The sequence below is a fragment of the Afipia dichlorophenoxyacetatis genome, from assembly GCF_055386385.1.
The window spans coordinates 2909476-2936456 of the sequence record NZ_AP029250.1; the positions used below are offsets into that span (position 1 = coordinate 2909476).

The 26981-nt window shown below is 61.6% G+C and carries 19 protein-coding genes; 8 read left to right on the plus strand and 11 right to left on the minus strand.

Features of this window, described 5'->3' with window-relative positions:
- Nucleotides 1-16 precede the first annotated feature (16 nt).
- The 6 genes from ACZ5C3_RS13725 to ACZ5C3_RS13750 all read right to left on the minus strand — a co-directional run bounded on the left by ACZ5C3_RS13725 (nucleotide 17) and on the right by ACZ5C3_RS13750 (nucleotide 8589).
- A complete protein-coding gene (locus ACZ5C3_RS13725; protein ID WP_464044759.1) occupies nucleotides 17-919 on the minus strand; it encodes a cell envelope integrity TolA family protein in 903 nt (300 codons plus the stop codon).
- Between the two features lie 433 nt (nucleotides 920-1352).
- The gene (locus ACZ5C3_RS13730; RefSeq protein WP_464038180.1) at nucleotides 1353-2093 is read right to left on the minus strand and encodes an NUDIX hydrolase; all 741 of its coding nucleotides are present in this window, start codon (nucleotides 2091-2093) and stop codon (nucleotides 1353-1355) included.
- Nucleotides 2090-2566: a DUF983 domain-containing protein gene (locus ACZ5C3_RS13735; protein ID WP_464038181.1), complete on the minus strand. Its 477-nt coding sequence runs from the start codon at nucleotides 2564-2566 to the stop codon at nucleotides 2090-2092. The genes ACZ5C3_RS13730 and ACZ5C3_RS13735 overlap by 4 nt, the downstream gene beginning before the upstream one ends.
- A 17-nt stretch (nucleotides 2567-2583) precedes the next feature.
- Entirely contained in the window at nucleotides 2584-4917 is a 2334-nt protein-coding gene (gene rnr, locus ACZ5C3_RS13740; protein ID WP_464038182.1) for a ribonuclease R, read from the minus strand.
- Nucleotides 4917-7667 (minus strand): type I DNA topoisomerase, encoded by a 2751-nt coding sequence (topA, locus tag ACZ5C3_RS13745; RefSeq protein WP_464038183.1) that lies wholly within the window; start codon nucleotides 7665-7667, stop codon nucleotides 4917-4919. The genes rnr and topA overlap by 1 nt, the downstream gene beginning before the upstream one ends.
- A 466-nt stretch (nucleotides 7668-8133) precedes the next feature.
- Nucleotides 8134-8589 (minus strand): winged helix-turn-helix transcriptional regulator, encoded by a 456-nt coding sequence (locus tag ACZ5C3_RS13750; RefSeq protein ID WP_464038336.1) that lies wholly within the window; start codon nucleotides 8587-8589, stop codon nucleotides 8134-8136.
- A gap of 101 nt (nucleotides 8590-8690) precedes the next feature.
- Between ACZ5C3_RS13750 and ACZ5C3_RS13755 the strand changes: the two genes are divergently transcribed.
- From ACZ5C3_RS13755 to ACZ5C3_RS13765, 3 genes are all read left to right on the plus strand, one after another.
- Nucleotides 8691-9464, plus strand: coding sequence for an SDR family NAD(P)-dependent oxidoreductase (locus tag ACZ5C3_RS13755; RefSeq protein WP_464038184.1), 774 nt, complete (start codon nucleotides 8691-8693; stop codon nucleotides 9462-9464).
- A 488-nt stretch (nucleotides 9465-9952) separates the two neighbouring features.
- Entirely contained in the window at nucleotides 9953-10915 is a 963-nt protein-coding gene (locus ACZ5C3_RS13760) for an alpha/beta fold hydrolase (RefSeq protein ID WP_464038185.1), read from the plus strand.
- Nucleotides 10916-11221: 306 nt separating this feature from the next.
- On the plus strand, nucleotides 11222-13057 hold the full coding sequence (locus tag ACZ5C3_RS13765; RefSeq protein WP_464044760.1) for a hypothetical protein: 1836 nt from the start codon (nucleotides 11222-11224) through the stop codon (nucleotides 13055-13057).
- 45 nt (nucleotides 13058-13102) lie between these two features.
- Here the strand turns inward: ACZ5C3_RS13765 and dprA are convergent, their stop codons facing one another.
- The 5 genes from dprA to ACZ5C3_RS13790 all read right to left on the minus strand — a co-directional run bounded on the left by dprA (nucleotide 13103) and on the right by ACZ5C3_RS13790 (nucleotide 17998).
- Nucleotides 13103-14224, minus strand: a complete 1122-nt coding sequence (dprA, locus tag ACZ5C3_RS13770) for a DNA-processing protein DprA (RefSeq protein WP_464038188.1) — start codon at nucleotides 14222-14224, stop codon at nucleotides 13103-13105.
- Between the two features lie 63 nt (nucleotides 14225-14287).
- Nucleotides 14288-15061, minus strand: a complete 774-nt coding sequence (locus ACZ5C3_RS13775) for an alpha/beta fold hydrolase (RefSeq protein ID WP_464038189.1) — start codon at nucleotides 15059-15061, stop codon at nucleotides 14288-14290.
- Nucleotides 15062-15141: 80 nt separating this feature from the next.
- On the minus strand, nucleotides 15142-15732 hold the full coding sequence (gene plsY / locus ACZ5C3_RS13780; RefSeq protein ID WP_464038190.1) for a glycerol-3-phosphate 1-O-acyltransferase PlsY: 591 nt from the start codon (nucleotides 15730-15732) through the stop codon (nucleotides 15142-15144).
- A 6-nt stretch (nucleotides 15733-15738) separates the two neighbouring features.
- A complete protein-coding gene (locus tag ACZ5C3_RS13785; RefSeq protein ID WP_464038191.1) occupies nucleotides 15739-17040 on the minus strand; it encodes a dihydroorotase in 1302 nt (433 codons plus the stop codon).
- A gap of 4 nt (nucleotides 17041-17044) precedes the next feature.
- Nucleotides 17045-17998, minus strand: a complete 954-nt coding sequence (locus ACZ5C3_RS13790; RefSeq protein WP_464044761.1) for an aspartate carbamoyltransferase catalytic subunit — start codon at nucleotides 17996-17998, stop codon at nucleotides 17045-17047.
- Between the two features lie 179 nt (nucleotides 17999-18177).
- Here ACZ5C3_RS13790 and ACZ5C3_RS13795 point away from each other — a divergent pair, with 179 nt between their 5' ends.
- The 5 genes from ACZ5C3_RS13795 to ACZ5C3_RS13815 all read left to right on the plus strand — a co-directional run bounded on the left by ACZ5C3_RS13795 (nucleotide 18178) and on the right by ACZ5C3_RS13815 (nucleotide 26980).
- Entirely contained in the window at nucleotides 18178-18933 is a 756-nt protein-coding gene (locus tag ACZ5C3_RS13795) for a M15 family metallopeptidase (RefSeq protein WP_464038192.1), read from the plus strand.
- Nucleotides 18934-18978: 45 nt separating this feature from the next.
- A complete protein-coding gene (locus ACZ5C3_RS13800) occupies nucleotides 18979-20628 on the plus strand; it encodes an acyl-CoA dehydrogenase family protein (RefSeq protein ID WP_464038193.1) in 1650 nt (549 codons plus the stop codon).
- A gap of 38 nt (nucleotides 20629-20666) precedes the next feature.
- Nucleotides 20667-21449: a lysostaphin resistance A-like protein gene (locus ACZ5C3_RS13805; RefSeq protein WP_464038194.1), complete on the plus strand. Its 783-nt coding sequence runs from the start codon at nucleotides 20667-20669 to the stop codon at nucleotides 21447-21449.
- 120 nt (nucleotides 21450-21569) lie between these two features.
- Nucleotides 21570-22466, plus strand: a complete 897-nt coding sequence (locus tag ACZ5C3_RS13810) for a LysR family transcriptional regulator (RefSeq protein ID WP_464044762.1) — start codon at nucleotides 21570-21572, stop codon at nucleotides 22464-22466.
- Between the two features lie 164 nt (nucleotides 22467-22630).
- Complete coding sequence (locus tag ACZ5C3_RS13815; RefSeq protein WP_464044763.1) at nucleotides 22631-26980, plus strand: autotransporter outer membrane beta-barrel domain-containing protein; 4350 nt, start codon at nucleotides 22631-22633, stop codon at nucleotides 26978-26980.
- Nucleotide 26981 lies beyond the last annotated feature (1 nt).

Consider the following 26981-nt stretch of genomic DNA (forward strand, 5'->3'; position numbering starts at 1 on the left):
CCAGCGGGCGAAAGTGCTATCCGCCGCCAAAATCCCGCGGTGTGAAGGGCAGGTCGACGCTGCGCCACTCCTTGTATCTGTCCGCCGGCAGCATCGTGTAGGGTTGGCACGCTTGCAGGCCGCTCATCGCGCCTTGCAGCAACGCAAGGACCTTCGGGCTCGGGCGGGGGCCTTTGATCAGCATTGGCTCGGTGGCGAGATGCCCGTCGGGGGTGAAGGACACACGCAGCACGATCTGGATGTCATCAGTCGGCGCGACGGATTTCGGCAGCGGCGTGCATGTTTTCAGATGCGCGCGCAGGGCTGCAATGATGTTGGTGGAGACATCGGCAGCCTGGGTAGCTTGAGCGTCGAAATCGCCCGCGCCGCCGCCCGGCATGGTGAACATCATGCCGAACCTTTCGGTGATATCGGGCTCGGCGCGCGGCACGGCTTGCGGTGGCGCAGCCTGAGAAGGAGCAGGAGGCGCGGCGGCGCCTTGCGGAGAGGGCGGCGTTGCCGGTGCAGCCTGCGTTGGCGGAGCAGGCGATTGCGCTGGGGGCGGCGGAGCTGCCGGCGGAGGCGCGGAAGCCTGCTGCTTTGGTGGATCCGCAGGCTTTGCCTTTTCCGGGGCAGGCTTTTCCTCAGCGGGCTTTTGCTCAGCAGGCTTTTGCTCGGAAGACTTTTCTTCTGGAGGCTTGGCCTTATCGGTGATTTCGGGAAGCGTCAGCGTGTCCGGAGGCTTCGGTGTCTCTTGCGGGGGCTCCTGCTTGGCCGGCTGGGGGACCTCGTCCGGCGTCACGATATCGACGGCAATGGCCTCCACAGGGTGCGGCTCAAACGGGCGCGTCTCCGCGAAGAAAATCACCCAGACCAGAAACAGCACATGGCCGGCCACCGAGACCGCGATGCCTGCGCGCGTGAGCAATTGTGAAAACATTCCCGGTCAACGCTTCTCGTACCGTTTTCGCCCGCCAACATAACCTGCTGGCCGGGCCATGTGGTTGACCTTTTTGACACTCTCCGGGGAATTGATCGAGTGGAGTGGGTTTGACATTCGCTACCCTCCTGGCCGCGAGTTCGTCAAGCGAATGTCAAATCCAAAACTCCACTAGTGTGGCGTCTCGCAATTGCCGACATCCCTTGCAGCTTGTCTCTTTCGGCAATTGCGAGACAGGAGCCACACTAGCATTTTAATATTGCTAGTGTCCTTTCGTCTCCGAATAACCGTGCGAGCGCGCCGCAAATCAATCGGTTATTCGGAGACGGGACACTAGAAACTCTTATTTGCTAGTGGTCCTTTGATTCTAACATTCGCAGGAAGTGCCTGCTGAAACGGGATGCGAATGTTAGAATCGGACCACTAGGGCCCGTCAGATCGTATCCCGCTGCATTTTGCCGCCGTAGAAATGGAAAAACGGGATGACGGCGTTATGGGACAGCGGACCCGTGGCGAGGCGCTGATCCAGCTCACGCAGTACCATTTTCGTCATCATGTGCGCATCAGCCAGCGGCTGGGAGCCGAGCTCGACCCACACCAGTTCGACCAGCTCGGCATCGGCGTGGATCACGCCTTCGACCTGATGGGCAATTGCCGACGCATCCGCCGTGAAGAAGCGGGTGTCGAACCGGCGTACGCGGCCAGGCGGCGTAATGGCGCGCGCAATCAGAAAGAGGCCGGACGGATCAGGCAGCAATCCGGCATCCGCGAACGGCTTCCACTCGCCGGTCAGCTTCGCGGCCGCGCCATTCATGCGCGAGACCTTCTTGCCCAGACAAAGACCGGTTTCTTCGCAGGCTTCGCGGATGGCGGCGACGGCCAGTGCACGGGCGCGGGCCGGCGTGATCTTCGGACTTCCACTGACCAGCTTCTTTTCCAGCGCCTTTGGAATCTCGGCGGCAACGGGGATCTTGTTGTCGGTTGCGTCGACCCGGCCGCCCGGAAATACGAACTTGCCCGGCATGAAGACAACTTTGTCATGCCGCTTTCCGACGAGCACTTTGGGTACGCTGCCGCTGCGATCGACGAGGATGAGTGTCGCGGCGTCCTTGGGGCGGCGATAAGGATGACTGTCGTCTTCCTTTTCTTCTTTTTCTGGTTGTGGAGCGTTCATTTCAGCGAGGTCACATTCAGCTTGGTAAGGGTGCCTTCTTCTTCGCCTTCTGGACGGGTTTCGTCAAATCCGTGCATGCGGAATGCCCATTGCAATCCCACCACGGCACCTTTGACCGGTTGCAGCAACAGCAGTGACGATACCAGCGTGACGGGCAGATAGATTGCCAGTTGCAGAGCCACGGGCGGCGAATAGTTGGTTTCGATCCACAGCGCGATCGGCACCACGATGTGGCCGACAATGACGATCACGAGGTAGGCGGGGAGGTCGTCGGCGCGATGGCCGCTGAGATCCTGTCCGCAGACCGAGCATTTGTCGGCGACTTTCAGAAATGCGCGGAAGATCCTGCCTTCGCCGCAGTTCGGACAGCGGCAGCGAAGTCCGCGCCGCATCGCCTGCCAGACATCGCGCTTGGGCGGCTTGCTGACGTCCGGCGTCCATGTGGTCGCGGGGTGTGTCGTCCGGCTTTCCATCATCGCTCCTTTGAAGGTCAGCCCTTCTTCTTAGCTTTGCGTTCCTTTCGCGACGGCTTGCGCGATTTCTTCTTGCTCTTCTTGTCGCGTCCGGGCCGTGCCTTGACGCCAGCCTTTGATTTCGGGCCGCGGCCCTCGTGCTTGCGGCCGCCGCGCGGGGCGACCTGACCGTCCGACAGCAGTTCAAACCGCAGCGCGCCGGCCACAGGCGCTGCTTCTACCAGACGAACCTCCACCACGTCACCCAGCCGATGCATGGTTCCGCTGCGCGAACCGATCAGCGCGTGGCGGGTCTCGTCATAGTTGTAATATTCGCTGCCCAGCGTCCGGACCGGAATAAGACCATCAGCGCCGGTGTCGGTCAGTTTGACGAACAGGCCCGCGCGAGTCACGCCGGAAATCCGGCCCGTGAATGTCGCGCCCACGCGGTCGGCGAGATGATGCGCGATCAGGCGATCCACAGTCTCGCGCTCGGCCTTCATGGCGCGACGCTCGGTCAGCGAGATGGCTGCGGCGACTTCGCTCAGCGTTTCGAACGATTCTTGTTCGGGCAGCGCTCCTTCGCCAAGTCCAAGCGCGCGGATCAAGGCGCGGTGCACGATCAGATCGGCATAGCGCCGGATCGGCGAAGTGAAGTGGGCATATCGGCGCAAATTGAGACCGAAGTGTCCGTAATTGTCGGCGGAATATTCCGCCTGCGCCTGCGAGCGCAGCACCACCTCGTTCACGAGCGGCTCTGAATCGTGACCGCGAACCTGCGCGAGCACGCGATTGAAGACAGTAGGGCGCAATGCGCCAGCCTTGGCGAACGGGATGTCGAGCGTCTTCAGAAACTCCTGAAGATTGTGGACCTTCTCGACAGTCGGCTCATCATGGACGCGATAAATTAGCGGCAGCGCTTTCTTCTCAAGCGTCTCAGCCGCGGCCACGTTGGCGAGGATCATGAACTCCTCGATCAGGCGGTGGGCGTCGAGCCGCTCCGGAATGATCACGCGATCGACGGTGCCATCCGGCTTGAGCATGATCTTGCGCTCGGGCAGATCGAGATCGAGCGGATCGCGTTCGTCACGTGCGCGCTTCAGCAGCGCGTAGGCGGCATAGAGCGGTTTCAGGATTGGATCGAGCAGGGGGCCTGTGGTGTCGTCTGGACGGCCATCGATGGCCGCTTGCGCCTGTGCGTAATTCAGCTTGGCTGCCGAGCGCATCAGCACGCGATGAAATGTATGCGAGCGCTTGCGTCCGTCAGGGGCGATGACCATGCGTACAGCCAGCGCGCCGCGGGGTTCATGAGGCTTCAGCGAACACAGGTCGTTTGAAATGCGCTCCGGCAGCATCGGCACGACGCGGTCGGGGAAGTAGACCGAGTTGCCGCGGTTCAGTGCCTCGCGGTCGAGCGGCGAATTGGGGCGCACGTAAAACGCAACGTCGGCAATGGCGACGTTAACGATGTAGCCGCCCTTGTTGTTCGGATCGTTGTCAGGCTCAGCGTGGACCGCGTCGTCGTGGTCTTTCGCGTCCGGGGGATCGATGGTGACAAGGGGCACATCGCGCCAGTCCTCGCGTCCGGCGAGCGTCGCCGGCTGCGCCGCTTCGGACTCGCGGATCACGTCAGCGGGAAATTCCTGCGGGATGTCGTGAGCGTGAATGGCGATCAGGCTGATGGCCTTCTCGGTCTTCATCGAGCCAAGGCGCTCTTTGACGCGGCCTTGGGGGAGGCCAAAGCCGCGCGAGCGCATCAGCTCGATGCTGATCAGGTCGCCGTCCTGCGCGCCTGCACTGTGGGCGACAGGGATCGCCAGCTCGCGCCCGGCTTGCTTCTTGTCGATCGGGATCAGGCGGCCATCGCCATTGGGCAGGATGCGGAAAATGCCAAGAACGCGGTGGCGCGTTTTGTCGAGCACCTTGATGACGCGTCCGCGATACGAACCGCGCTCGCCCTTGTTTTCGGATTTCTCGATACGGAGCAGGGCGCGGTCACCGACGCCTGCGACTGTGCCGGGCTTCGGCCTGCGCGGCACGTCGATGCGGATCACCGGTGCCGGACCGTCGACATCCTCCAGCCACTCGGCGGGGGCTGCGAGCAATTCACCGTCCTCGTCGCGGCCTGTGATGTCGGCAACGAGCGTCGGCGGCAGCGACTTCGCTTCGTGAAGCTTCCTGCCGCTTTTTTCGATGATTCCTTGATCGGCCAGATCACGCAGTACACGGCGCAGCTCGGCGCGGGATTCGTTCTTCAGCCCGAAATGGCGGGCGAGCTCACGCGTGCCCACATCGCTCGGTTGCGAGCGAACGAACGCGACAATGCTATCCCGATCGGGAAAGGCCGTTGGCGCGTCGTGTTTCTTCGTCATTATCCGCGTGCTTTACCGGCGCTCTTCTTGGCGGCGACCTTGGTGGTTTTCTTGGCCGCAACTTTCTTCGGCGCAGCGGCTTTCTTAGGCGCGCGTGGCTTCGCGGCTGTGATCGGCGTCACCTCGGCGCTTGTATCATCGTCATCCGCCTCAGGTGCAGCCTTCGACGACTTCTTCGCAGCGGCTTTCTTCGCGGGCTTCTTGCTTGCAGCTTTCTTTGCTGCGCGCTTCGGCTTGCCGCCACCTTTCTTAGCCCGGTCCTCGATCAGCGCAATCGCTTCTTCAAGGGTGAGCGCCTCTGGCTCCTTGTCGTCCGGAATGGTCGCGTTGATGCCGTCGATGGTCACGTAAGCGCCATAGCGGCCCTTCTTGAGCATGATGGTGCCGCCGCGCGCAGGATAGTCGCCGACAGCCTTGCCTGGATCAGCGCCAAAGCGCCGGCTCGGGCCCTTGGCGATCTTCTCCGCGATCAGCGTGACCGCGCGGTTGAGGCCGACGTTGTAGACGTCATCACCGGCCTCGAGGCTCGCATAAGTCTTGCCATGACGCACGAACGGACCGAAGCGGCCGATGCCGGCGGTGATGATCTCGCCGTCCTCTGGATGCGGGCCAACGTCGCGCGGCAGCGCTAATAACTTGAGTGCGAGCTCAAGTTCAACGTCGGCCGGCGACATGTTTTTTGGAATGCCGGCGCGCTTCGGCTTCTGGTCCTCGCCATAGTCCTTGGGCTCACCAAGTTGGATGTAGGGACCGAAGCGACCAGCCTTTACCACGACATCGAGGTCCGATACCGGGTCCTTGCCGAGTGCGCGGTCGCTATCGCCGCTGGAGGCTGCGAGCGGGCGGGTGTAGCGGCACTCCGGGTAGTTCGAGCAACCGACGAACGCGCCGAACTTGCCGGCCTTGAGATTGAGCTTGCCGTTGCCGCAGCTCGGGCACTGACGCGGATCGCCGCCATCGGCACGCGGCTCGTAGATGTGTTCGCCGAGCATCGCATCGAGCACGTCGAGCACTTCGGAGACGCGGACGTCCTTGATGCTATCGACTGCGCCGATGAAGTCGGTCCAGAAATCCCTCAGGACCTGTTGCCAGCCGATCTCGTTGTTGGAGACCTTGTCGAGCTTCTCTTCGAGATCGGCGGTGAAGTCGAACTCGACGTAGCGCGCGAAGAAGTTCTCCAGGAACGCGACGACGACGCGGCCCTTGTCCTCGGCGGACAGGCGCTTCTTCTCAAGCTTCACATAGCCGCGGTCCTTCAGCACCTGCAGGATCGACGCATAGGTCGAAGGCCGGCCAATGCCGAGTTCTTCCATGCGCTTGACCAGCGAGGCTTCCGAGAAACGCGGTGGCGGCTCGGTGAAATGCTGCGTGACGTTGAGGCTCTCGCGCTTCAGCGCTTCGCCTTCGCTCATGGCGGGAAGGCGACGGCTCTCTTCATCGTCTGGATCGTCGTCGCGGCCTTCCTGATAAACCGCAAGGAAGCCGTCGAACTTGATGACCTGACCGGTGGCGCGCAGTTCGAGGGTCCGCGCGCCTGCCTTGGCCGTGATGTCGACAGTGGTGCGTTCGAGCTCAGCTGACTCCATCTGGCTCGCGATCGTTCGCATCCAGATCAGTTCGTACAGCCGCGCCTGATCGTTATCGAGACGGCTGCGCAGACTGGCAGGACGGCGCGAGAGGTCGGTCGGGCGGATGGCTTCGTGTGCTTCCTGCGCGTTCTTCGCCTTGGACGAATACTGACGCGGTGCGTCCGGCACGTAGTTCTTGCCGTATTCCTCGCCGATCACCTTGCGGGTCTGCGTGACAGCTTCGGGCGCTATCGAGACGCCGTCGGTACGCATATAAGTAATGAGACCTGTGGTCTCGCCGCCGATGTCGATACCCTCATAAAGACGCTGCGCGATACGCATGGTGTGCGCAGGCGCAAAGCCGAGCTTGCGGCTGGCTTCCTGCTGCAGCGTCGATGTGGTGAAGGGGGCCTGCGGATTACGGCGAGCGGGCTTAGCTTCCACCGTGGTGACGGTGTAGTTGGCCGCTTCCAATGCCTTCTTGAAATCCTCGGCTTCTGTGCCGCTGCCAATGTCGAGGCGCTGGATCTTCTTGCCGTCGGCGCCGACAAGGCGGGCTTCGAAGGTATCACCACGCGGTGTCGCCAAGTTTGCCAGCAACGACCAGTATTCGCGCGGCACGAATTTTTCAATTTCAAGCTCGCGGTCGCACACGAGGCGCAGCGCCACCGACTGCACACGTCCGGCTGAACGTGCGCCGGGCAATTTGCGCCAGAGCACGGGGGAGAGGGTGAAGCCGACCAGATAGTCCAGCGCACGGCGCGCCATGTAGGCGTCCACCAGCGCGCCATCAATCTGGCGCGGATGCTTCATGGCCTCGGTGACGGCCTGCTTGGTGATGGCGTTAAAGACGACGCGCTCGATCTTCTGGTCCTTGAGGGCGCGTTTCTGCTTCAACACCTCGAGTACGTGCCAGGAGATCGCTTCACCTTCGCGATCAGGGTCGGTTGCGAGGATCAGCTTGTCCGCGTCCTTGACGACGCGTGCGATGTCATTGAGGCGACCGGCGGCCTTCGGGTCGACTTCCCAAATCATCTGAAAATTTGCGTCCGGATCCACCGACCCGTTCTTGGCGGGGAGGTCCCGGACATGCCCGTAGGAGGCGAAAACCTCGTAAGAGTCGCCCAAATACTTGTTGATCGTCTTGGCCTTTGCAGGCGACTCAACAATGACGATGTTCATATTATTCCAATGGCTTACGGGGAAAATACACGCCGGAATCGGAGGATTCGCCCTGGGTGGTTAGTCGGATACATGGGTAAAAGGGCCCTCGCTGTCAAATCGACAGCTGGTGATGGCTCTGGGAATGACGGGAGAATTCCCCTCATGGTTGTAGAATTTTCAATCTATAGGTGCATTTTGAGGCCGGCATTTACCTTGGCGGTTGTTCCAGAGGGGGCAGCTTCGCCTCTGGCAGGGCCCTAAAAACCGTATCGCGAATGGGCAGGCCGAACGCTCGTCCGCGGCGGAATTCGCCAATCGGATCGGGATAGTGAGGCCCATCACTTTATAATAGGTGACATGCGGACATCGTGTCGGGTTGTGTGCACCCGCCTGATGAGCACAGCGGGCTAAGCTCTTTTATTTCTGGGGATCGCCGGATCCGAACCCGCCCGGGCTGCAGGGCGCCGGGCGATGTGCTCGGGCCTCAGGCCGGAGCGCCTGCCAGACGGACCATGACGTCACCCTGACAGATAACCCGGCCATCCTCGGCACGGATTTCCAGCTTCCGGAGGGGCTTCCCGTCCTTCCTGTCGAGGAGCTTCGAGAAGTCTTCATTAGGCTTAAACGAGAATTCCTCACCCCATTGCCGCAGGGCCACCAGGATTGGGAACAGCGCCCGGCCTTTGGGGGTGAGCACGTAATCTTGATACGAGCTGCCGTCCGCCGCGGGCTGCAGCTCCAGAATGCCCTCGGCGACGAGGGCGCGCAGTCGGACTGTCAGGATGTTCTTCGCGACGCCGAGGCTCTTTTGAAGTGCGCTGAAGCGGCGGGGCCTCATCATCGTGTCGCGCACGATCAACAGCGACCACCAGTCACCGATGACGTCCAGTGCCCGGGCGATGGGGCACATATCCCCCTGCAGACTCTTACGTTTCACCAGGCCGATCTCCGATCACGCGATTGTGGTTGCAATATAGGACCAAGTGCCTTAGGTATCAAGCACGGTTTTATCATGAAACCAGATTTGGACAGGAGAGTTCCATGAGACTGAAGGGCAAGACCGCGCTGATCACAGGCGGCAACAGCGGTATCGGCCTGGCAACGGCAAAGCTGTTCGTGGAGGAGGGAGCTCGCGTCGCCATCACGGGACGCAACAAGGAGACGCTCGACGCGGCGGCGAAGGAGCTCGGCGCCAATGGCCTTGCGATCGTGGCTGACGCGAACGATGTCGCGGCAACGGAACGTGCCTTCGCACAAGCGGCTGAGAAATTCGGCAAGCTCGATATCGTGTTTGCGAACGCCGGCATTCCGGGCAACACGCCCGTCGGTAAGACAACTCTCGAGGCGTTCGAGAATATTATCAGGACCAATCTGACGTCGGTCTTCTTCACCGTGCAGGCGGCACTGCCGCATCTCAACGACAACGCCTCCATCATTCTCAACGGATCAGTGATTAGTGTGCTCGGCAATCCGGGCTATTCAGCTTATGCCGCGACGAAGGCAGGTGTGCGCGCCATGGCGCGCGTGATGGCGAGTGAACTGTCGCCGCGCGGTATCCGCGTCAATGTTGTGGCGCCGGGCGCTGCTCGCACGCCGATCTGGAATGGCGCTGCGCCAACCGCTGAAGCTTTCGCCGTGCTTGAGAAGCGCATTGCAGGAACCACACCGCTCGGCCGTATCGCTGAGCCGGATCACATCGCTAAGACCGTTCTGTTCCTTGCGTCGGACGACGCCGCGCATGTGCAGGGCCAGGAAATCTTCGTCGATGGCGGCGCGACCGCATCGCCCGCCGGTGCACCTGTATTTCGTGGATGACGATAAATTCGACTGGCTCAGGAGATAAATCGAGCCAGTGTCCTGAATCCAAAGTCCGCCTCATCTTGCAGCGCGCACCGTAGCGGACTTTGGATTCGAAGGGACACTGGTGAATCTATGATTCTAGTGTCCCGATTCCGAAGTTCGCACAGGCTTGTGGCTTACTCGGATGCGAACTTCGGAATCAAAGGGACACTAGCAAGCCTATGATTCGAGTGCCGCTTTTGGATTTGAAGTTCTTCATCGAGCTCGCGGTTTCACTCGGAAGAACTTCAAATCCGCGGCACTCATGTGGTTCAGGTTCAGAAGTTCGCTGGAGGGACTCGCAGGAAAATCGAGCGAACTTCTGAACCACCACACTAGTCGTCTCCACGATGCGTGGATTCCAGAAGGCGATGAAAATTCTTCACTTGCATTGACAGTTCAGTATCTCCATGCCGTTAACCTGCGACGGTGGGTCGCGTCCTTGGCAACCAATGGAGATAGTGATGGTCTCTCTTTCCCCTCGTCGTAGGCTGGCTGCGGCCGTTGCCGGAAGTTTGCTGAGCGTGCTGGTACTGCCGTTCATCGTCGGCGCTCCGGCCTCAGCTAAGGTCAAGCCCTTCTCAACTAGCTTTCACGCGAAGCAGATGCCGGTCACTGGCGGGACGCAATACGTCCGCGTCGGTGGTCATGGGCCGGCCGTCCTGCTGCTGCACGGCTTCGGGGATACGGGAGATATGTGGGAGCCGCTGGCCGAAGTGCTGGCGAAGGACCACACGGTGATCATTCCCGATCTGCGTGGGATGGGCCTGTCGTCGCACCCGGAGGCGGGATACGAAAAGGTCGCGCAAGCGCGCGATACCGCCGCCATTCTCGACCAGTTGAAGATTCAAAATTTCGTGCTGGTCACCCATGACATCGGCAACATGGTTGGCTACGCGCTGGCAGCGCAGTATCCCGACCGCGTCACCAAATGGGTCATTATGGATGCGCCGCTTCCCGGACTCGGGACATGGTATGCGCAACTGACAAATCCCAAGGTCTGGCACTTCAATTTCCGCGGCCCCGACACAGAACGTCTCGTCGCTGGCCGTGAGCGAATTCTGCTCGATCGCTTCTACAACGATCTGTCGGCTAATCCCGCCGGGATCGATGAACAGACCCGCGACCACTATGCGGCGCTGTATGCTCGTCCGGGCGCGATCCATGACGCTTTCAGCGGACAGTTCGCAGCCTTCGCCCAGGATGCGGAGGACAACAAGGCGCTCTTTGCAAAAGGCGGCAAGTTGCCCATGCCTGTGCTGGCGATCGGCGGTGACCACTCTTACGGCACATCCATGCAATCCGAACTCGCATCGGTCGCGAGCAATGTTCAGGGCGCCGTCATCACCAATTCCGGTCACTGGATCATGGAAGAACAACCCCAGCAGGCCATCAGCATCATCGTGCCCTTCATCGGAAGCAAATGATTCAACCAGTTCCGCGCGACGCAGATGCTTCAACCGCGATAGCAGAGGCGGTGTGTCGCGCGGAAGCTTTCACCGAATGATTCAATGCTCGCGATCTCGCCGGATCTCTGGATCGTTACGTTCGATCTTGGGCTATGCGGTATATAACATTGGGCTACGCGGCATAAAGCAGCGCTCCTATTGAGAGCAATTTTCTGCAAAGAAGGACGTCAGATAAATGCCGTGGATTGCATCAACCGCGGCGAAACTTATTGCGCCTATCGGAATCTCTGAGCCAACTCGGCTTGCCCAATTCGAAAGAGATCCATGGCGGACGGCGATCAGAATCTCAGTAAGAACCCCGAATTGTTAGCTCCTGACAGCGGTCGCCAGCCCATCTCGACATTATTCGAGGGTGAGGACGAGCCCGCTCCGCTTCCGTTCGTATCCTCACCGTCCTTGCGCTCGTCACAGCCTGATCATGATTTCGAGGCTGTCTCCGCGCGCTTCCGCAGCATCCTGCCGACGCAGGGCGGGGCCCGCTCGGCGCACACGGTCACCGAGGATGCCAAGGGTCTCATCCGAGGCACGAGCGACGAACTCCGCGCTCGGTCGCTCACGGCAGGCGACGCCGACGAGCAGGCCCGCCTCGTCGGCTACGCCGACAGCCTCGAGAAGCTCCTCGCGTCGCCGCTCGCGCTCGAATACCTCGAAGATCCCCAGGTCTCTCGCGAGCTCGCCACTTACCTCCGGCGCTACCGCGCCTCGCTGCTGGCGTTCCCGCACGACGCGGAGCTGCGCGACATCGTCCTCAAGGCGAGCGTGACGGCCATCCACGTGGCTCCCTGCCTCGGCTTCTGGCGGGCCAGTGCCAATGTACCGGCGGACGTGCAGAAGCTGCTCACCGCCGAGAACGTGTTCGGCTCGGTGCTCCGCATCGCCAAGGAGCGGAGAGGGGAGTGGCTCGATCGCCTCCTCAACCGCTACAACGCGGTGACCGGCGAGCTCGGTCGCGGCGATGCTCCGCTGCCGATCAAGACCCGGAACCCCATCCTCTGGCCCTGGTGCCGCTTCAACATCAAGAGCGTCACCTATGACTTTTATCACGGCGACGCGGCGCTGGTCGCGTCCGAAGAGGTGATCGCCGACATCAAGGTCGCGCTCGTTCTCTTCAACGTGCTCCTCGACGACGTCGCGGACAACCTTCAGGACGCGGAGCTCCTCGCCACGCTCCTCGCTATCCCGGTCGCCGGCGGCAAGTTCGGCGTGGCGTCCCCTGAGGCCTACACTAAGCTCCGCGCCCGGCTCTCCGAGCTCGGGTGGTCCCGCCTCGAGGCGTACTTCGACCTCGCCGTCCAGACATGGACGGTGACCCTCGGCAAGCTCGTCGAGGTGGTCGGCCCAGCCTACGCCTCCCTCGAGACCGAGCTGGCGCACGATTACGATCTGATCCTCAAGGCCATGCGGTTCTCGGTCGAACTCAACAACCGCCCGATCGAGATCTTCCGCGCGCCCTCCGCTGAGCTGCAAGGCGAGTACGGCGGCCCCGACTTCGGCGCTGTGCTTGCCCACAACGCCAACCGCGGCGCGTTCTTCACTATCGATCTGATGTGCTTCCGCGCCTTCGACGCGAGGCGCTGGGACTCGTTCGTCACGTCGGGCGCCGCCGCGGTGTACCGGCAGAACGCCATCGTCTTCCAGGACATGCACCAGATCGGCAACTCGGTGGCGACCGGTGCGCGCGAGACCGAGTCGGACGACATCACCAACGAGCTGTTCAAGATCGCCAACGACCGCCTCAACACCACCGACGACTGGCCTCTCCCAGAGCACCTTGCGGCGCTGCCCGGCTTCAAACGCCGCGACGCCTTGCTCGAGGCCTTCGTCCGTAAGAAGGCGGCGAAGCTGGAGCTGGCCGCCACCGCGGCGGGCTCGGCGGAGCACAAGGCGGCGAGGCTCGAATACGTCGCGCTGGGCGAGGACATCGAGCACATGGTCGCCCTGTCCGGGGCCGAGCATTACTACTTCCACCACTGGCTCCATCGCCGGGAGGAGGCGGTGGACTTGTTCTATCAGTGCGAGGACTGGATCGATCCGTATCGGCTGGTGGATGCCAACGATCTCGTGCTGGTCCTTCACCTGATGTACAAGGGGCGAATCTGAGAGCGCTTCGATCAGCGCAACGAGGCCGACTGATCGGGGCGCTGGTCAGATCAGCGACACCATTCCGCCGCCCTGACGTTCCAAGCGTCCTGCGAGTTCAAGCTCAAGCAACACGGTCCGCACCACGGCAGGCGACACACCCGTGAGACGAAGCAGATCGTCGATGCTGACGGGCGAGGGCCCGAGCAGGTTGATGATCTGAGCGCGCTCGCCGCTGTGCGGTTCGCCATCAATGAAATCATCTGCGTCCTCATTAAGCGGCAATTCGAGCGGCCGCCCCATGATCGGGCGTACGGCATCGACCACATCGGCCGCGCTCGTGATCAGCGTCGCGCCTTGCTTGATGAGGTCGTTCGTTCCCGCTGCGCGTGGATCGAGCGGCGAGCCTGGTACGGCGAACACCTCGCGGCCTTGCTCATTGGCAAAGCGTGCGGTGATCAGCGAGCCCGACCGATGCGCCGCTTCGACGATCACGACGCCGAGGGCAACACCCGAAATCAGCCGGTTGCGGCGAGGGAAATCCCGCGCACGCGGACTGTGACCGAACGGCATTTCTGAAATCGCGCCGCTGTTGGCGCCGATGATCGAAGCAAGCAGTTCGTCATGTTCCGGCGGATAGATCCTGTCGTGGCCGCCTGCCAGCACAGCGACGGTGCCGGTCTTGCAGGTAACGCGATGAGCTGCGGCATCAATGCCGCGCGCCAGTCCCGACGCGATGACAAATCCTTCTTCGGCAAGATCGCTCGCGAGTATTTGCGCGAATTTGAGGCCGGCACCGGATGCATTGCGCGAGCCGACGATGCCGATCATCGGACGCATTTCGACATCGTGCGAGCCGCGGACGCCGAGCAGCGGCGGCGCGTCGTCGATCAACGCGAGGCGAGGCGGATAACCGTTTTCGCCGGGCGCGAGCAGCGAGACGCCAAGCCTGGCGCTGGCGGTGATTTCCCGCTCGGCTTCATCCAAGGTGCAGATGCGTCCCGGTCGTCCGGCGCCACCGCGAAGCGCAAGGTTTGGCAGCCGCTCAAGTGCGGCGCGCGGACTTCCGAAATGATTGACGAGCGAGCGAAAGGTACGTGGTCCGACATTCTCGCTGCGGATCAACCGCAGCCAGTCGATCCGCTCTGCGTCGGTCAGCGTGTGGGTGTTGTCTGACTGTAAGTTCACGTGCTCCCCCTGACGGTATTGTCGCCGATGTAGGGGGATGGAACAATCGGCAGGTCGCGAAAATTATGCAGGCGGCGCCGTCAGCTCGCTGACAATCTCGCGCCTCGTGCACCAGGCCCTGACCGTTGCGGTGAACAGGTCCGGCCGCTCGGCGGGCCACCCATGGCCGGTGTCCTTGACCTGCAAGGTTCGTGAATTGGGCAGGGTCTTTTCAAGCGTGGCCATCGAACCCTTGATCAGCGAATGTTCGCGCTCGCCGGCTGCAATGAGCGTGGGGGTTGCGATGGTGGCCGCGTTTGCAGGTAAGGTGAAGGTGATGGCGTCGCGGTTTGCCGCGATAAAGCTGCGGATGGAAAACTGCCGCAGCGACTGACGGTATTCCTCAATATATGTCTCTGGAATCCTCAACGCGCGCGCATTGAGGCGGGCGCCCAGCGATGTCTTTGCGAGGGGCGCGATCACATAAGCAAACGCAGTCATGAGCGACGGGTTCGGAAGTGGCAACACGTTGATGCCGCTCAATAGGGCGGTCGTGACAAGGTCTTGATGTCTCGACAGAAGCGTGAGGCCGACATAGGAGCCGAGCGACAGGCCGACGACGTGCGCTTTCCCACCCGCAGTCGTGCGGATGATCTCGGCGATGAGATCGGCGGTGTCTTCAAGGGAGCGCCACGGGATGGTGCGGCTGTGGCCGTGACCGGGTAAGTCTGGAGCGATGCAGTGAAAATCCTGCAGACTGCTGGTTTGTTCGCCCCACATCCATCCACTTGTTGCAAGCGCGTGGAGGAAAACGATGGGTGGCTGGTCAGGCGATCCCGATACACGCAGATGGAGCATATCGGATTACTCTTTGCTGAGTTTGAATGCCGACGCGTCGCGATATTACGCGCTGGATGCGTCCGCCATCTGACAGATTGCTAGCCCTTTTGGCCGATCTTGCCCTCGGTGCCTTCGCGCAGCCGCTTGATGTTGGCGCGGTGCATGATCCACAGCAGTGCGGAGAGAACGGCGAATAGCGCGGCGAGGGTCTGGTGCTGCGACCAGAACAGCATCAACGGCACGACGGCACTTGCAATCAGGGCCGCGAGCGATGAGTAGCGGAAGATAAACGCGACCGCGAGCCAGATCGCGCAGAAGGCCAGCGCGGCGGGCCAGAACAATCCGAGCAGGACGCCGATGTAGGTGGCAACACCTTTGCCGCCCTTGAACTTCAGCCAGATCGGGAAGAGGTGACCGAGGAAGGCGCCAAGGCCCGCGGCCATGGCGGCATCTGGTCCGGCGAACTGGCCCGCGACGATGACGGCCACGGTGCCCTTCAGCATGTCGCCGATCAGTGTCGCCGCAGCGAGGCCCTTGTTGCCGGTGCGCAGCACGTTGGTTGCACCGATGTTGCCCGAACCGATCGAACGCAGATCCTGCGTCCCAGCGAGCTTGGTCAGGATCAGCCCAAACGGGATGGAGCCGCAGAGATAGCCAAAGACAAGGGCGAGCAGGAGGGTGCTGATCATGCGTCCTCACACATGTTCATAAACGGTGCGGCCGCCGACAATGGTGCGGGCCACGCGTCCAGAGAACCGAGCCTCGTCGAACGGCGTGTTCTTGCTTTGCGACTTGAGGTCGGCCGGATCGACAATCCAGGGTGTATCGAGATCGATCACGATGACATCGGCGGGTGCACCCGCACGCAATGAACCTCCGGGCAGGCCGAGCAGTTCCGCTGGACGCGTGGACATCGCACGGATGAGGGCCTTGAGTTCAAGGTCACCTGAATGAACGAGCCGCAGGCCTGCGGGCAGCATGGTCTCAAGGCCAATGGCTCCGGAGGCGGCTTCCGCAAACGGGAGACGCTTGACCTCGACGTCCTGCGGATTGTGGTCAGACATGACGACGTCGATCAGACCCGATGCCACCGCGGCAACCAGCGCCCTGCGATCGTCTTCGGTGCGCAGCGGCGGTGACAGCTTGAGGAACGTGCGATACGGGCCGATATCGTTTTCGTTCAGCGTCAGATGATTGATCGAGGCGGATGCGCTGACATTGAGGCCCGCGTCGCGTGCGCGCTTCAGGATTTCGAGCGACTCGACGCAGGTCAGCGACGCGGCGTGATACCGGCCGCCGGTCAAAGCGACGAGGCGCATGTCGCGTTCCAGCACAATGGCTTCCGATGCCGTTGGAATGCCCATCAAGCCGAGACGCGAAGCGAATTCGCCCTCGTTCATGACGCCTTCGCCGACGAGATTGGGATCTTCGGTGTGCTGGACAATCAGCGCGTCGAAATCGCGGGCATAAGTCAGTGCGCGGCGCATCACCTGCGCATTCATCAGGCTCTTGTCACCATCGGTGAACGCGACTGCGCCGGCTGCTTTGAGGAGACCGATTTCCGTCATCTCTTCGCCCTTCATTCCCTTGGTCAAAGCGGCCATGGGATGAATGTTGACGATCGCGGTGTCGCGGGAACGGCGCATGATGAAATCGACGGTCGCCGAATTGTCGATCACCGGATTGGTGTCCGGTTGGCAGATGATGGTGGTGATGCCACCGGCTGCAGCTGCGAGGCTTGCGGACGCAAACGTCTCGCGATGGCCTGCGCCGGGTTCGCCGACGAAGGCACGCATGTCGATCAGGCCGGGGGCGACGATCTTGCCGGCGCAATTTATAATGTCTGTGCCTTCGGGGACACCGGCCGCGCCGATGCCGCGACGGGCATCGCGGATGATGCCGTCGGCGATCAGCACGTCGCCGGAACCGTCGAGGTCACGCGATGGATCGATCAGGCGGGCGTTGGCGAGGAGGATAGGGCGGCGTTCTGTCAGCATGGCGTCACGCGTTCGGCAGGTTGCGGGCGAGTGCTTCAAGCACCGCCATGCGCACCGCCACTCCCATTTCGACCTGTTCGCGGATCAGTGATTGCGCACCATCGGCCACGATGGAGTCGATTTCCACGCCGCGGTTCATCGGGCCCGGATGCATCACCAGCGCATTCGGCTTGGCGTAGGCGAGCTTGTTCTGGTCGAGACCGAAGTAGTGGAAGTACTCAGAGCTCGATGGCACGAACGAACCATTCATGCGCTCGCGCTGCAACCGCAGCATCATGACGATGTCCGCGCCGTCCAGGCCTTCGCGCATGTCGCGCGCGACCTCGACGCCCATCCGCTCGATGCCGGGTGGAAGTAGCGTGGAGGGGGCGACGACGCGGACGCGCGCGCCCATGGTGTTGAGCAGGATGATGTTGGAGCGCGCCACGCGCGAGTGCAGCACGTCGCCGCAGATCGCGACCAGCAAGCCGTCGAGGTGGCCTTTGTTGCGGCGGATGGTCAGCGCATCAAGCAGCGCCTGGGTCGGGTGTTCGTGGGCACCGTCACCGGCATTGATCACGGAGCCGTCAACTTTCCGCGCCAGCAGTTCCACCGCGCCGGAGGCATGATGGCGCACCACCAGGATATCGGGATGCATGGCGTTCAGCGTCACCGCCGTGTCCATGAGCGTCTCACCCTTCCGGATCGAGGACGAGGAAACGGACATGTTCATGACGTCGGCGCCGAGGCGTTTACCGGCGAGCTCAAAAGAGGATTGTGTTCGCGTGGAGGCTTCGAAGAACAGGTTGACCTGGGTGCGCCCCCGGAGATTGGTGCGCTTCTTGTCCACCTGTCGATTCAACTCGACATATTCTTCGGAGAGATCCAGGAGGCCGGTGATGTCGGCGGCGGAAAGCCCTTCGATGCCCAGCAGATGCCGGTGCCCGAGGACAAAAGACGATTTTGATGCAAGGGTCATTAAAGCAAGAGCTATAGGCAGTGTTGCCCGGGCGGGCAAGGCGGATTCGGCTCCTCGAGAGTTTTCCCCTGCCGATAGGGGGCCAGGGTAAACAGAAGGAGCGGGTAAACGGAACATTTTCGTATTTTCGCCGCCGTTGCCGGGTTTGTCCGGCCTATACCAAAACCGGGGCAGGCTTCATGAAATTTACAACCGCGCTGCTGATCGTCGCTCTCGGCAGTCCCGTGCTCGGAGCGCACGCCGGCGAGGCATTGCCCGGGGATTTCGTGTTTCTGCGCGAGGTCGATCCGACCATCGTCCAGGACATGCGTTACGCCACCGACAACAATTTCGTCGGGCGCCGGCTTCGCGGCTATGAGGCCGGGGAATGCATCGTCACACGCAGTGTGGCGGCAGCATTGAGGCGCGTGCAGCAGGATCTTGCGCCGCGGGGGCTCTCGCTGAAGATGTACGACTGCTATCGCCCGCAGCGCGCCGTCGATGACATGTATGCATGGGCGCAGGACGGCCATGAAACGCCCGCACAGCATCTCTACAATCCGAAGATGCGCAAGGAAGACTTGTTCCGCCTCGGCTATATCGCGCGGCACTCCGGCCACTCCACCGGCAAGGCGGTGGATTTGACCCTCGTAACATTACCGGCTGCGCAGTCGCCGTCATTCGATCCGCAGGCGGACTATGCTGACTGTACGGCGCCCAAGAGCCGGCGCGCGCCCGACAGCAGCGTCGACATGGGCACGGGTTACGACTGCTCCGACGAGGTGGCGCATACCGCCTCGAAGGCGATCTCGCCGGAGCAGCGCAAATGGCGCGATACCCTGGTTTCGGCGATGGCAAAGCAAGGTTTCGTCAACTATCGGCTGGAATGGTGGCATTTCTCGCTGCCGGGCGGCGGGAACACGGCCTTCGATTTTCCGGTGACGCGGTCACGTTGATATGATGGGGCATGAAACGCTTTGGCGAAGACAACGGAGGACACGATGACAGATGCCAGACACGGCACCCGTGAGGTCTTCAATCAGTCCCCGCCGTTCGAGGATGTTGACCTGTTTACATTCGACCGGCCGCTGGTCGATGCAGTCGCGGCAAATGGCGGCGGCGAGGCGGCGGCAGAGCTGTCGGAATTCGGCAGGCATTGGGGTTCGGCTGCGATGGCGCAGCGCGGCCGTCTTGCCAATGAGAATACGCCGAAGCTGAAACTGTTCGATGCGCGTGGGTTTCGCCGCGATGAGGTCGAGTTTCATCCGGCCTATCATGAACTGATGGCATACAGCGCTCACGCGGGTATTCACAACTCGACATGGAATGACAGCGGAGAGGCCGCAGGCGGTGCTTCCGAAGTCGTGCGTGGTGCGCGGTTTTTCATGGCGTCGCAAGTCGAGACCGGGCACCTGTGTCCGATCACCATGACGCGGGCGGCTGTCGGCGCGCTCGGGACCGATCCGGCCTTGCGCGCCAAGGTCATGCCGGTACTGAGCACGAAGACATATGATCCAGCGTTCGCCCCGTGGTGGCAGAAGCGCGGCATGACCACGGGCATGGGCATGACCGAGAAGCAAGGCGGCACCGATGTGCGGGCCAACATTACGCGCGCCGAGCGTGATGACGGCGACGCCTATCGCATCACCGGGCATAAATGGTTCATGTCGGCGCCGATGTGCGACGCGTTTCTCGTCCTGGCGCAGGCGGAAGGCGGATTGACATGCTTCTTCATGCCGCGATTTGCGCCGGACGGCAGCGTCAACGGACTTCACTTTCAGCGTCTGAAAGACAAGCTCGGCAATCGGTCCAACGCGTCGTCAGAAGTCGAGTTCGACAATGCGTATGCGTTGCGGCTCGGCGAGGAGGGGCGTGGTGTCCCAACCATCATCCAGATGGTGTCGCTGACGCGGCAGGACTGCGCGCTGGCGTCCGTTGGTTTGATGCGCTCAGGGCTTGCCCACGCGCTCCATCATGCGCGTCACCGCAGCGTGTTTCAAAAGCATCTCGTCGATCAGCCTTTGATGAAGAACGTCCTGGCTGACATGGCGCTGCATGTGGAGGCGTCTACTGCGTTGGTGATGCGGCTATGCCGCTCGTTCGACCGCGCACCGTCGGAGAGGGCGGAAGCGGCCTATATGCGCCTGTTGACGCCGGTGGTGAAATACTGGACCTGCAAGAGCGCACCGGGATTTTTGTATGAAGCGATGGAGTGCGTGGGTGGCAACGGGTATGTCGAGGAAGGCATTCTCGCCCGGCATTATCGCGAGTCCCCCGTTAACGCCATTTGGGAGGGCTCCGGCAATGTCATGTGTCTTGACGTGCTGCGGGCGCTGTCACGCGAGGCAGATGCGGCAGCCGATGTCTTGCGCACGCTTGTCGATCAAACCTCGGGCGTGCCGGGCGTTGTCGAGGCGGTGGCCTTCATCGCAAAGGCTTTCCGTCAGCCGGATGCCGAGCGGGTCGCGCGCCTTGCGGTGGAGATCCTCGCTCTGGTCGCGGCCACTGCCGCACTCAATGAAGTTTCGCCCAGGCATGCCGAACTGTTCGCAACGACGCGGCTCGTCGCCGAGCACGGTCATCTCTATGGCGCGGTGGATCTGTCCGACGACAATATCCGCGGACTGCTCGATCGTGCGCTACCGGCCTGAAGTGTTGAGAACGACAGACATCTTTTATTGGAGTGATCATGAGCGTTGCTGAAGGCCCGACCGATCTTGCACCCGTTTCTCCACCCGGCAATAGCCGTGAGCCGCGGGTCTGGAAGTTCTTCGGAACCAGCGTGTGGGGACTTGTTCTGTTCGTGGCGATGTTCGCCGGGCAGGTTGCTGGCGTGCTCTATTTTATCTTCGTCAGTGGCGAGCCGTTCGACCTGAATTCCGTGATGACGCTGGCTGCGAATGGCCGGGTGATTTCCCTGTCGGTCATCATGGGATTGCCGGCGATCTTGCTGGCGCTGTGGATCGCAACGCGCTGGTCGGGCGTGCCGTTCGCCGATTATCTGGCGCTGCGCTGGCCATCGTGGCGGATGCTTGGTGTGGGTATCGCCGGGCTCGTTCTTTTGCTGCTGGCCTGGGAGGGCATCAGCCATCTGATGGGGCGCGAGAGTTCGCCGGGCTTCATGGTGGATGTGCTCAAGACCGCGCAGAGTGATGGGGCGCTTTGGCTCCTGGTGTTTGCCTTCTGCGTCGCGGCGCCTCTGACTGAGGAACTGCTCGCGCGCGGATTTCTCTATCGTGGATGGTCGGAATCGTTTCTGCGGCCGCTCGGCGCCATCCTGTTGTCGTCAGCGGTGTGGACCGCGATGCACATGCAATACAACTGGTATTTCCTCGCGCAGGTGTTTTCGATCGGCCTGCTGTTCGGTTTCCTGCGCTATCGCAGCAACTCGCTGCTGCTGCCGGTGATCCTGCACGGGATCAACAATCTGGCTGCGACGGTGCAAACCTTCTGGCTTGCGCACTATTCGTGAGCAGCAACCGACCCTGGAGATTCGTCCCGGTGACAGGTTCAACACACCGCGCTGGCGATGTGTCCACCAATGCGGTTACAATCAGCCGAAGCCATTCTTGGGACTGATCAGGCTCTCATCATGGAAATGCATCAGATACGGTACTTCCTCAAAGCGGGGGAGACGCTGAATTTCACGCGCGCCGCCGAGCAGTGCGGCGTGAGCGTGCCCTCGCTTAGTCGTGCAATCCGGCAATTGGAGGAAGAGTTAGGCGGGCAACTTTTTCGGCGCGAGCGGCACCTAACGCATTTAACAGATCTCGGCCGGCTCATGATTGAGCATTTTTCGATCATGAGCCGCGCCGCCGATGCAGCGAAACGCGAGGCTAAGGATTATACGAGGCTTACGGGGTCGCGGCTGAAGCTAGGCATATTTGCGTCGATCGGTGCAAACTTGCTGACCGGCTATCTCACCGCCTTGCGGGATCAGGCGTCCGAGCTTGAACTCCATATCTGGGAAGCCAATTGCGAAGAGCTGGAAGGCGCGCTGCTCGGCGGCGAGATCGACGTCGCTCTGACCAGTTCGCCTGAACTCGACGAGCGAATTCGTATGACGCCGCTGTTTCGGGAGGCATTCTACATCTCCTTTGGTCCCGGCCATCGCTTCAGCAAAATGAAGACGGTGCCGATGCGTGAGCTTGAGGGTGAAGACTATGTTAAGCGTCTGCATTGTGAATTTCCCTCGAACCTGGCTCGCCTCGGCGTCGCCAAGCCCTATGACGCTGTCAATGTCCGCTATGTCGGGGAGCGTGAAGACTGGATCCAGTCGCTGGTCCGGGCCGGTCTCGGCTGCGCGGTGATGCCCGAATATCTGCCGCTGCTGTCCGGTCTCGAAATGCGCCCGCTGGTGGACCCGGAAGTATTTCGGCAGATCAGCCTGGCAACGGTCGCCGGCCGGCCGCACAGCCCGGCGGTTGCTGCGGCTATTGCAGCCGCGCGTCGCTATCGATGGCCGAACGGCCGCGCGGGCCAGAACTGAACCTCGGTCTGAGTCGGCAGTCGTCGGCATTACGCGCAGGCTAACGGTTCGTTAGCCAAACAGCGGCTGTTCCAGCGCGATAGAAAATCTCAATCCTCCCGATACGGTGCCGCATTCGGTTCAGCGAGTGCGGTGCGCGCGCGTACGGCTCGCGAGAGGGTGAAATGCGGGGAGAGGCAATCCTTCTTCGGGAGGGTATCGGGCTGTCAAACGGAGCGCTCTGGACGACGAGCTCACGTTTCGTACTTGCGGGGAAATTTGCGGCCTTCGCGCTCGCCGTCGCTCTTGTGCTGCCGTCCGGCGCGGCGCGTGCGCAGGATGCGACCTGGATCGGCGGCGTATCCGGTGACGTCAGCGACCCTGCCAACTGGGCCGGCGGAGCCGTTCCAACCGGAGTAGCTAATTTCGGCGCGTCGGGTAATACAAACCTGTCGTCATCGTTGCCCTTTGGCACTCTTATCATGCGGGGTTGGACGTTCGACGCCGGCGCGCCCAACTACTCCTACAACGTGACCCTTCCTGCCGCTCTGCTTCTCTCCGGCGCCGGTATCATCAATAACGGCAGCAACACCGTTACCCTCAGCAACGATTACTTCCTGACATTTTCGAACGCCGCGACGGCGGGGAATGTCGTCATCAACAACAGCGGCAACGGTGCTGTCTCCTTCGAGTCGCACTCGACCGCCAATAACGCCATAATCAACAATCTGACATCCACGGCTGTTGTCGACTTCAATGCCAGCCAGCTTGGCCACGCCACCATCGTCAACGGCGGTACCCTCGGCATTGGTGGCGGTAGCGACGCTGAGAACGCCAGCATCACCAACAACCATATCGTCAATTTCACCGGCAGCAGCACCGGGGGCAGCGCGACGATCCAGAACAACAACGGGGGTGTCATCAATTTCGGCAACACCAGCACGGGCGGCAACGCTGTCATCACGAACAATGCTGGGGCCGTGGTCGACTTCTCGGGGAGCAGCGGCCCGAATAGCGATCACAAGCTCAGCATTGGCGCGATCATCGGTGATGGCAATGTCTATCTGGGCAGCAATGCGCTCTCCATAGGCGGCAACAACCAGGATACGACGCTGAGTGGTGTCGTCAGCGACTGCGGCGCGAGTGGGAACGATTGCCAGAACGCTGGCGCTGTCGGCGGATCGCTGGTCAAGATCGGTACGGGTACGCTGACGATCACGAGCGCCAACACCTATACCGGCGGCACGACGATCAGCGCGGGAAAGGTGCAAATCGGTGACGCGGTGACGGCCGGCAGCATCGTCGGCAGCGTGAACGTCGGAAGCGGGACGACGTTCAGCGCCGTCAACGGGAATCTGAGCGGGATTCAACGTATCGATAATTCCGGTGTCACGGAGTTTCACAACAACACGAATCCCATCAATGCTCTCATCACGAACAATGCGGGCGGCCTGGTCGATTTCTCTGGGAGCACGGGTCCCGCAGGTGACGGCAAGCTCAACGCCGCGGGTCTTGCGGGCGCCGGCAATTTCTATCTGGGCAGTAACACCCTCACGCTCAATGATGGTTTCAATACGACGGTCAGTGGCGTCATCAGCGATTGCGGCGCGGGCGGAACCGCTTGCAACACGCCCGGAGCGACCGGCGGCGCGCTGGTGAAGAGCGGAAGCGGCACGCTGACGCTCACCGGGGCCAACACCTACACCGGCGGCACGACGGTCAATGGCGGATTGTTGGTGCTGGGCGACGCCACCGCCAAGGGCAGCATCGTCGGCAACGTGACGGTCGGCAATGTCGGCACTCTTCAATTGATCAACACCGATCTGGGCGCGGTGACCACCATCGACAATGCAGGTCTTGTGTTCGTCAGAAATAGCACCAACGCTGGCAATGTTGCCCTGAACAACAGCAATTTCGTGTCGTTCCTGGATGCGAGCACCGCGGGCGACGCAGCGATCACCAACAGCGGCATGCTTTTCTTCAGCAACACCAGCACGGCCGGAAATGCGGCGATCACGAACGACGCAGGTGGTAAGGTCGATTTCTCCGCCAGCAGCGGGCCTAACGGCGACCACAAAATCAGCGCCGGCTCGATCGCGGGCGCTGGAAACTTTTATCTCGGCAGCAACGCGCTGATCGTTGGTGGCAATAATCAAAGCACGACGGTCAGCGGTACGATCAGCGATTGCGGCGCAGGCGGCACGGCGTGTTCTATTTCCGGGGCGACCGGCGGCATGATCGTGAAGGCCGGGACCGGCGACCTGACGTTGTCCGGCGCCAATTCCTATAGTGGCGGCACGCGAGTTGCCGCGGGAACGTTGAGTCTGGCGAACAATGATGCGCTCGGGACCGGAGCCGTGATGCTCGATCCCAATACGACACTACATCTTGCAGGCGTGCAGATCACCAATACCGTCAATGTCTGGGGCGATCCGAATATTGCCGTCACCGGTGCGAACTCGCTGAACACCATTGCCGGCTCAGGTGACATCAACATCCTTGGCACATCCGCCAGTGCGACCGTTGACGTGCTCACGCTGAACGGCCCGAACGCCTACACCGCGGACACCTTCGTCGGCAATGGAACGTCGAGTGCCGCGGCGACACTGAAGGCCGGCGGAGCTAATACATTGAGCGCCAATTCGACGACAACGGTGACGGCGAACAGCTTCCTGGACATTAATGGCTTCGATCAGGCGATCGGCGCGCTGGCCGGAGCCGGGACGGTCACCAACAGCGGTGCGAGCGCGGCGACGCTGACAGCCAACGGCAACAACAGCTCGACGATCTTCAGTGGTGTTATTGAGAACGGAAGTGCGGCGACGGCGTTGACCAAGGCTGGCACCGGCACGCTGGTGCTCTCGGGCACCAACTCTTTCACCGGTGCAACGACGGTCAACGGTGGACGCTTGTTGGTCGATGGCTCGATCGTGTCGTCAAGTGGAGTCCAAGTGAACGCGGGCGGTTTGATTGGTGGCTCTGGCTTCCTCCCGTCAACGGTTATTGCCGGCGGCGGCACGCTGGCCCCCGGCAGTACCAACACGGCTCTGTCAGTGAATGGCAACCTCACGTTCGACACCGGCGCAACATACGCCGTACAAATTTCGCCGACAGCCGCCGGACACACAAATATCACCGGGACGGCAAACCTCGCCGGCACCGCCTATGTCGGTTTTGCTTCCGGAAATTATCGGAAGGGCAATTATACTCTCCTTTCTGCGGCTGGTGGATTGGGCGGCACCACGTTCGATACGCTGCAGACAAGCATGCCGGGTTTCGTCACCTCGCTCGGTTACACGGCCAACGACGCGGTGCTGACGATCTCGTCGGCGGCTCTCGGCGCGGGGCAGCGGCTTGGGCGTAACCAGCAGAACGTCGCCAATACGATCAATGATTACTTCAACAATGGCGGTATGCTGCCGTCCAGTTTCTCCAATATCTTCAGTCTCAGCGGCAGCCGTCTTGGCGATGCGCTGTCGCAGGCTTCAGGAGAAGCGGCAACGGGCGCGCAGCAGGGCGCGTTCCAGCTCATGAACAGGTTCTTCGGGGTCATGCTCGATCCCGCGATGGGCGGCACGGGACGGGCCGGCGGAGGGCCCGCACTCGGTTTTGCCGCGGAGCGTGACATGTCGCCTGATGTTGCTCGCGCTTATGCTTCTGTGTTCAAGTCAGCGATCAAAGAACCGCAATCCTTCGAGCCACAGTGGAATATATGGGCTTCCGGCTTCGGCGGCTCCAGCAAAACCGGCGGAGACATCGCATCCGGTTCGCATGATAGCACTGCGCGTATCTATGGCTCTGCCGGCGGAGCCGACTATCACTTCTCGCCTGACACAGCCGTGGGCTTTGCTTTTGCCGGAGCCGGTACCAGCTGGGGTCTTACCGGTGGGCTCGGTGGCGGCAAAAGCGATGCCTTTCAGGCGGGGGTCTACGGTTCGAAACAATGGGGAAACGCCTATGCGGCCGCCGCGTTCGCATTTGCCAACCACTGGATGTCGACCGACCGTTTTGCATTGGCCGGCGACCATCTCATGGGAAACTTCGGTGCGCAGAGCTACGGCGGGCGGCTGGAAGGCGGCTATCGCTTCACGACGTTGTTTGGCGGTATCACGCCATATGCCGCCGTGCAGGCACAGGCTTTCCACACCCCGGGCTACAACGAGACGGACGTTGCTGGTGGAGCGCTGGCATTGTCATACGGCTCGCGTGACGCAACCGATACGCGGAGCGAACTTGGTATGCGCTATGATCGCACGATGCTCCTCAACTCAAATGCGTTGCTTACGTTCCGCGGTCGCCTCGCATGGGCTCATGATTGGGTTAGTGATCCAACCCTGACGGCGGCCTTCCAGTCGCTTCCCGGCTCGAGCTTCGTTGTCGGTGGAGCAGCACCGGCGAAGGACACGCTGCTCACTTCGGCCGGTGCCGAATTGTTCATGACGCCTGCTTGGTCCGTGCTCGCCCGGTTCGATACCGAACTGTCCGGAAACTCCCAGACATACGCCGGAACGGGCACGTTACGTTACACGTGGTAAG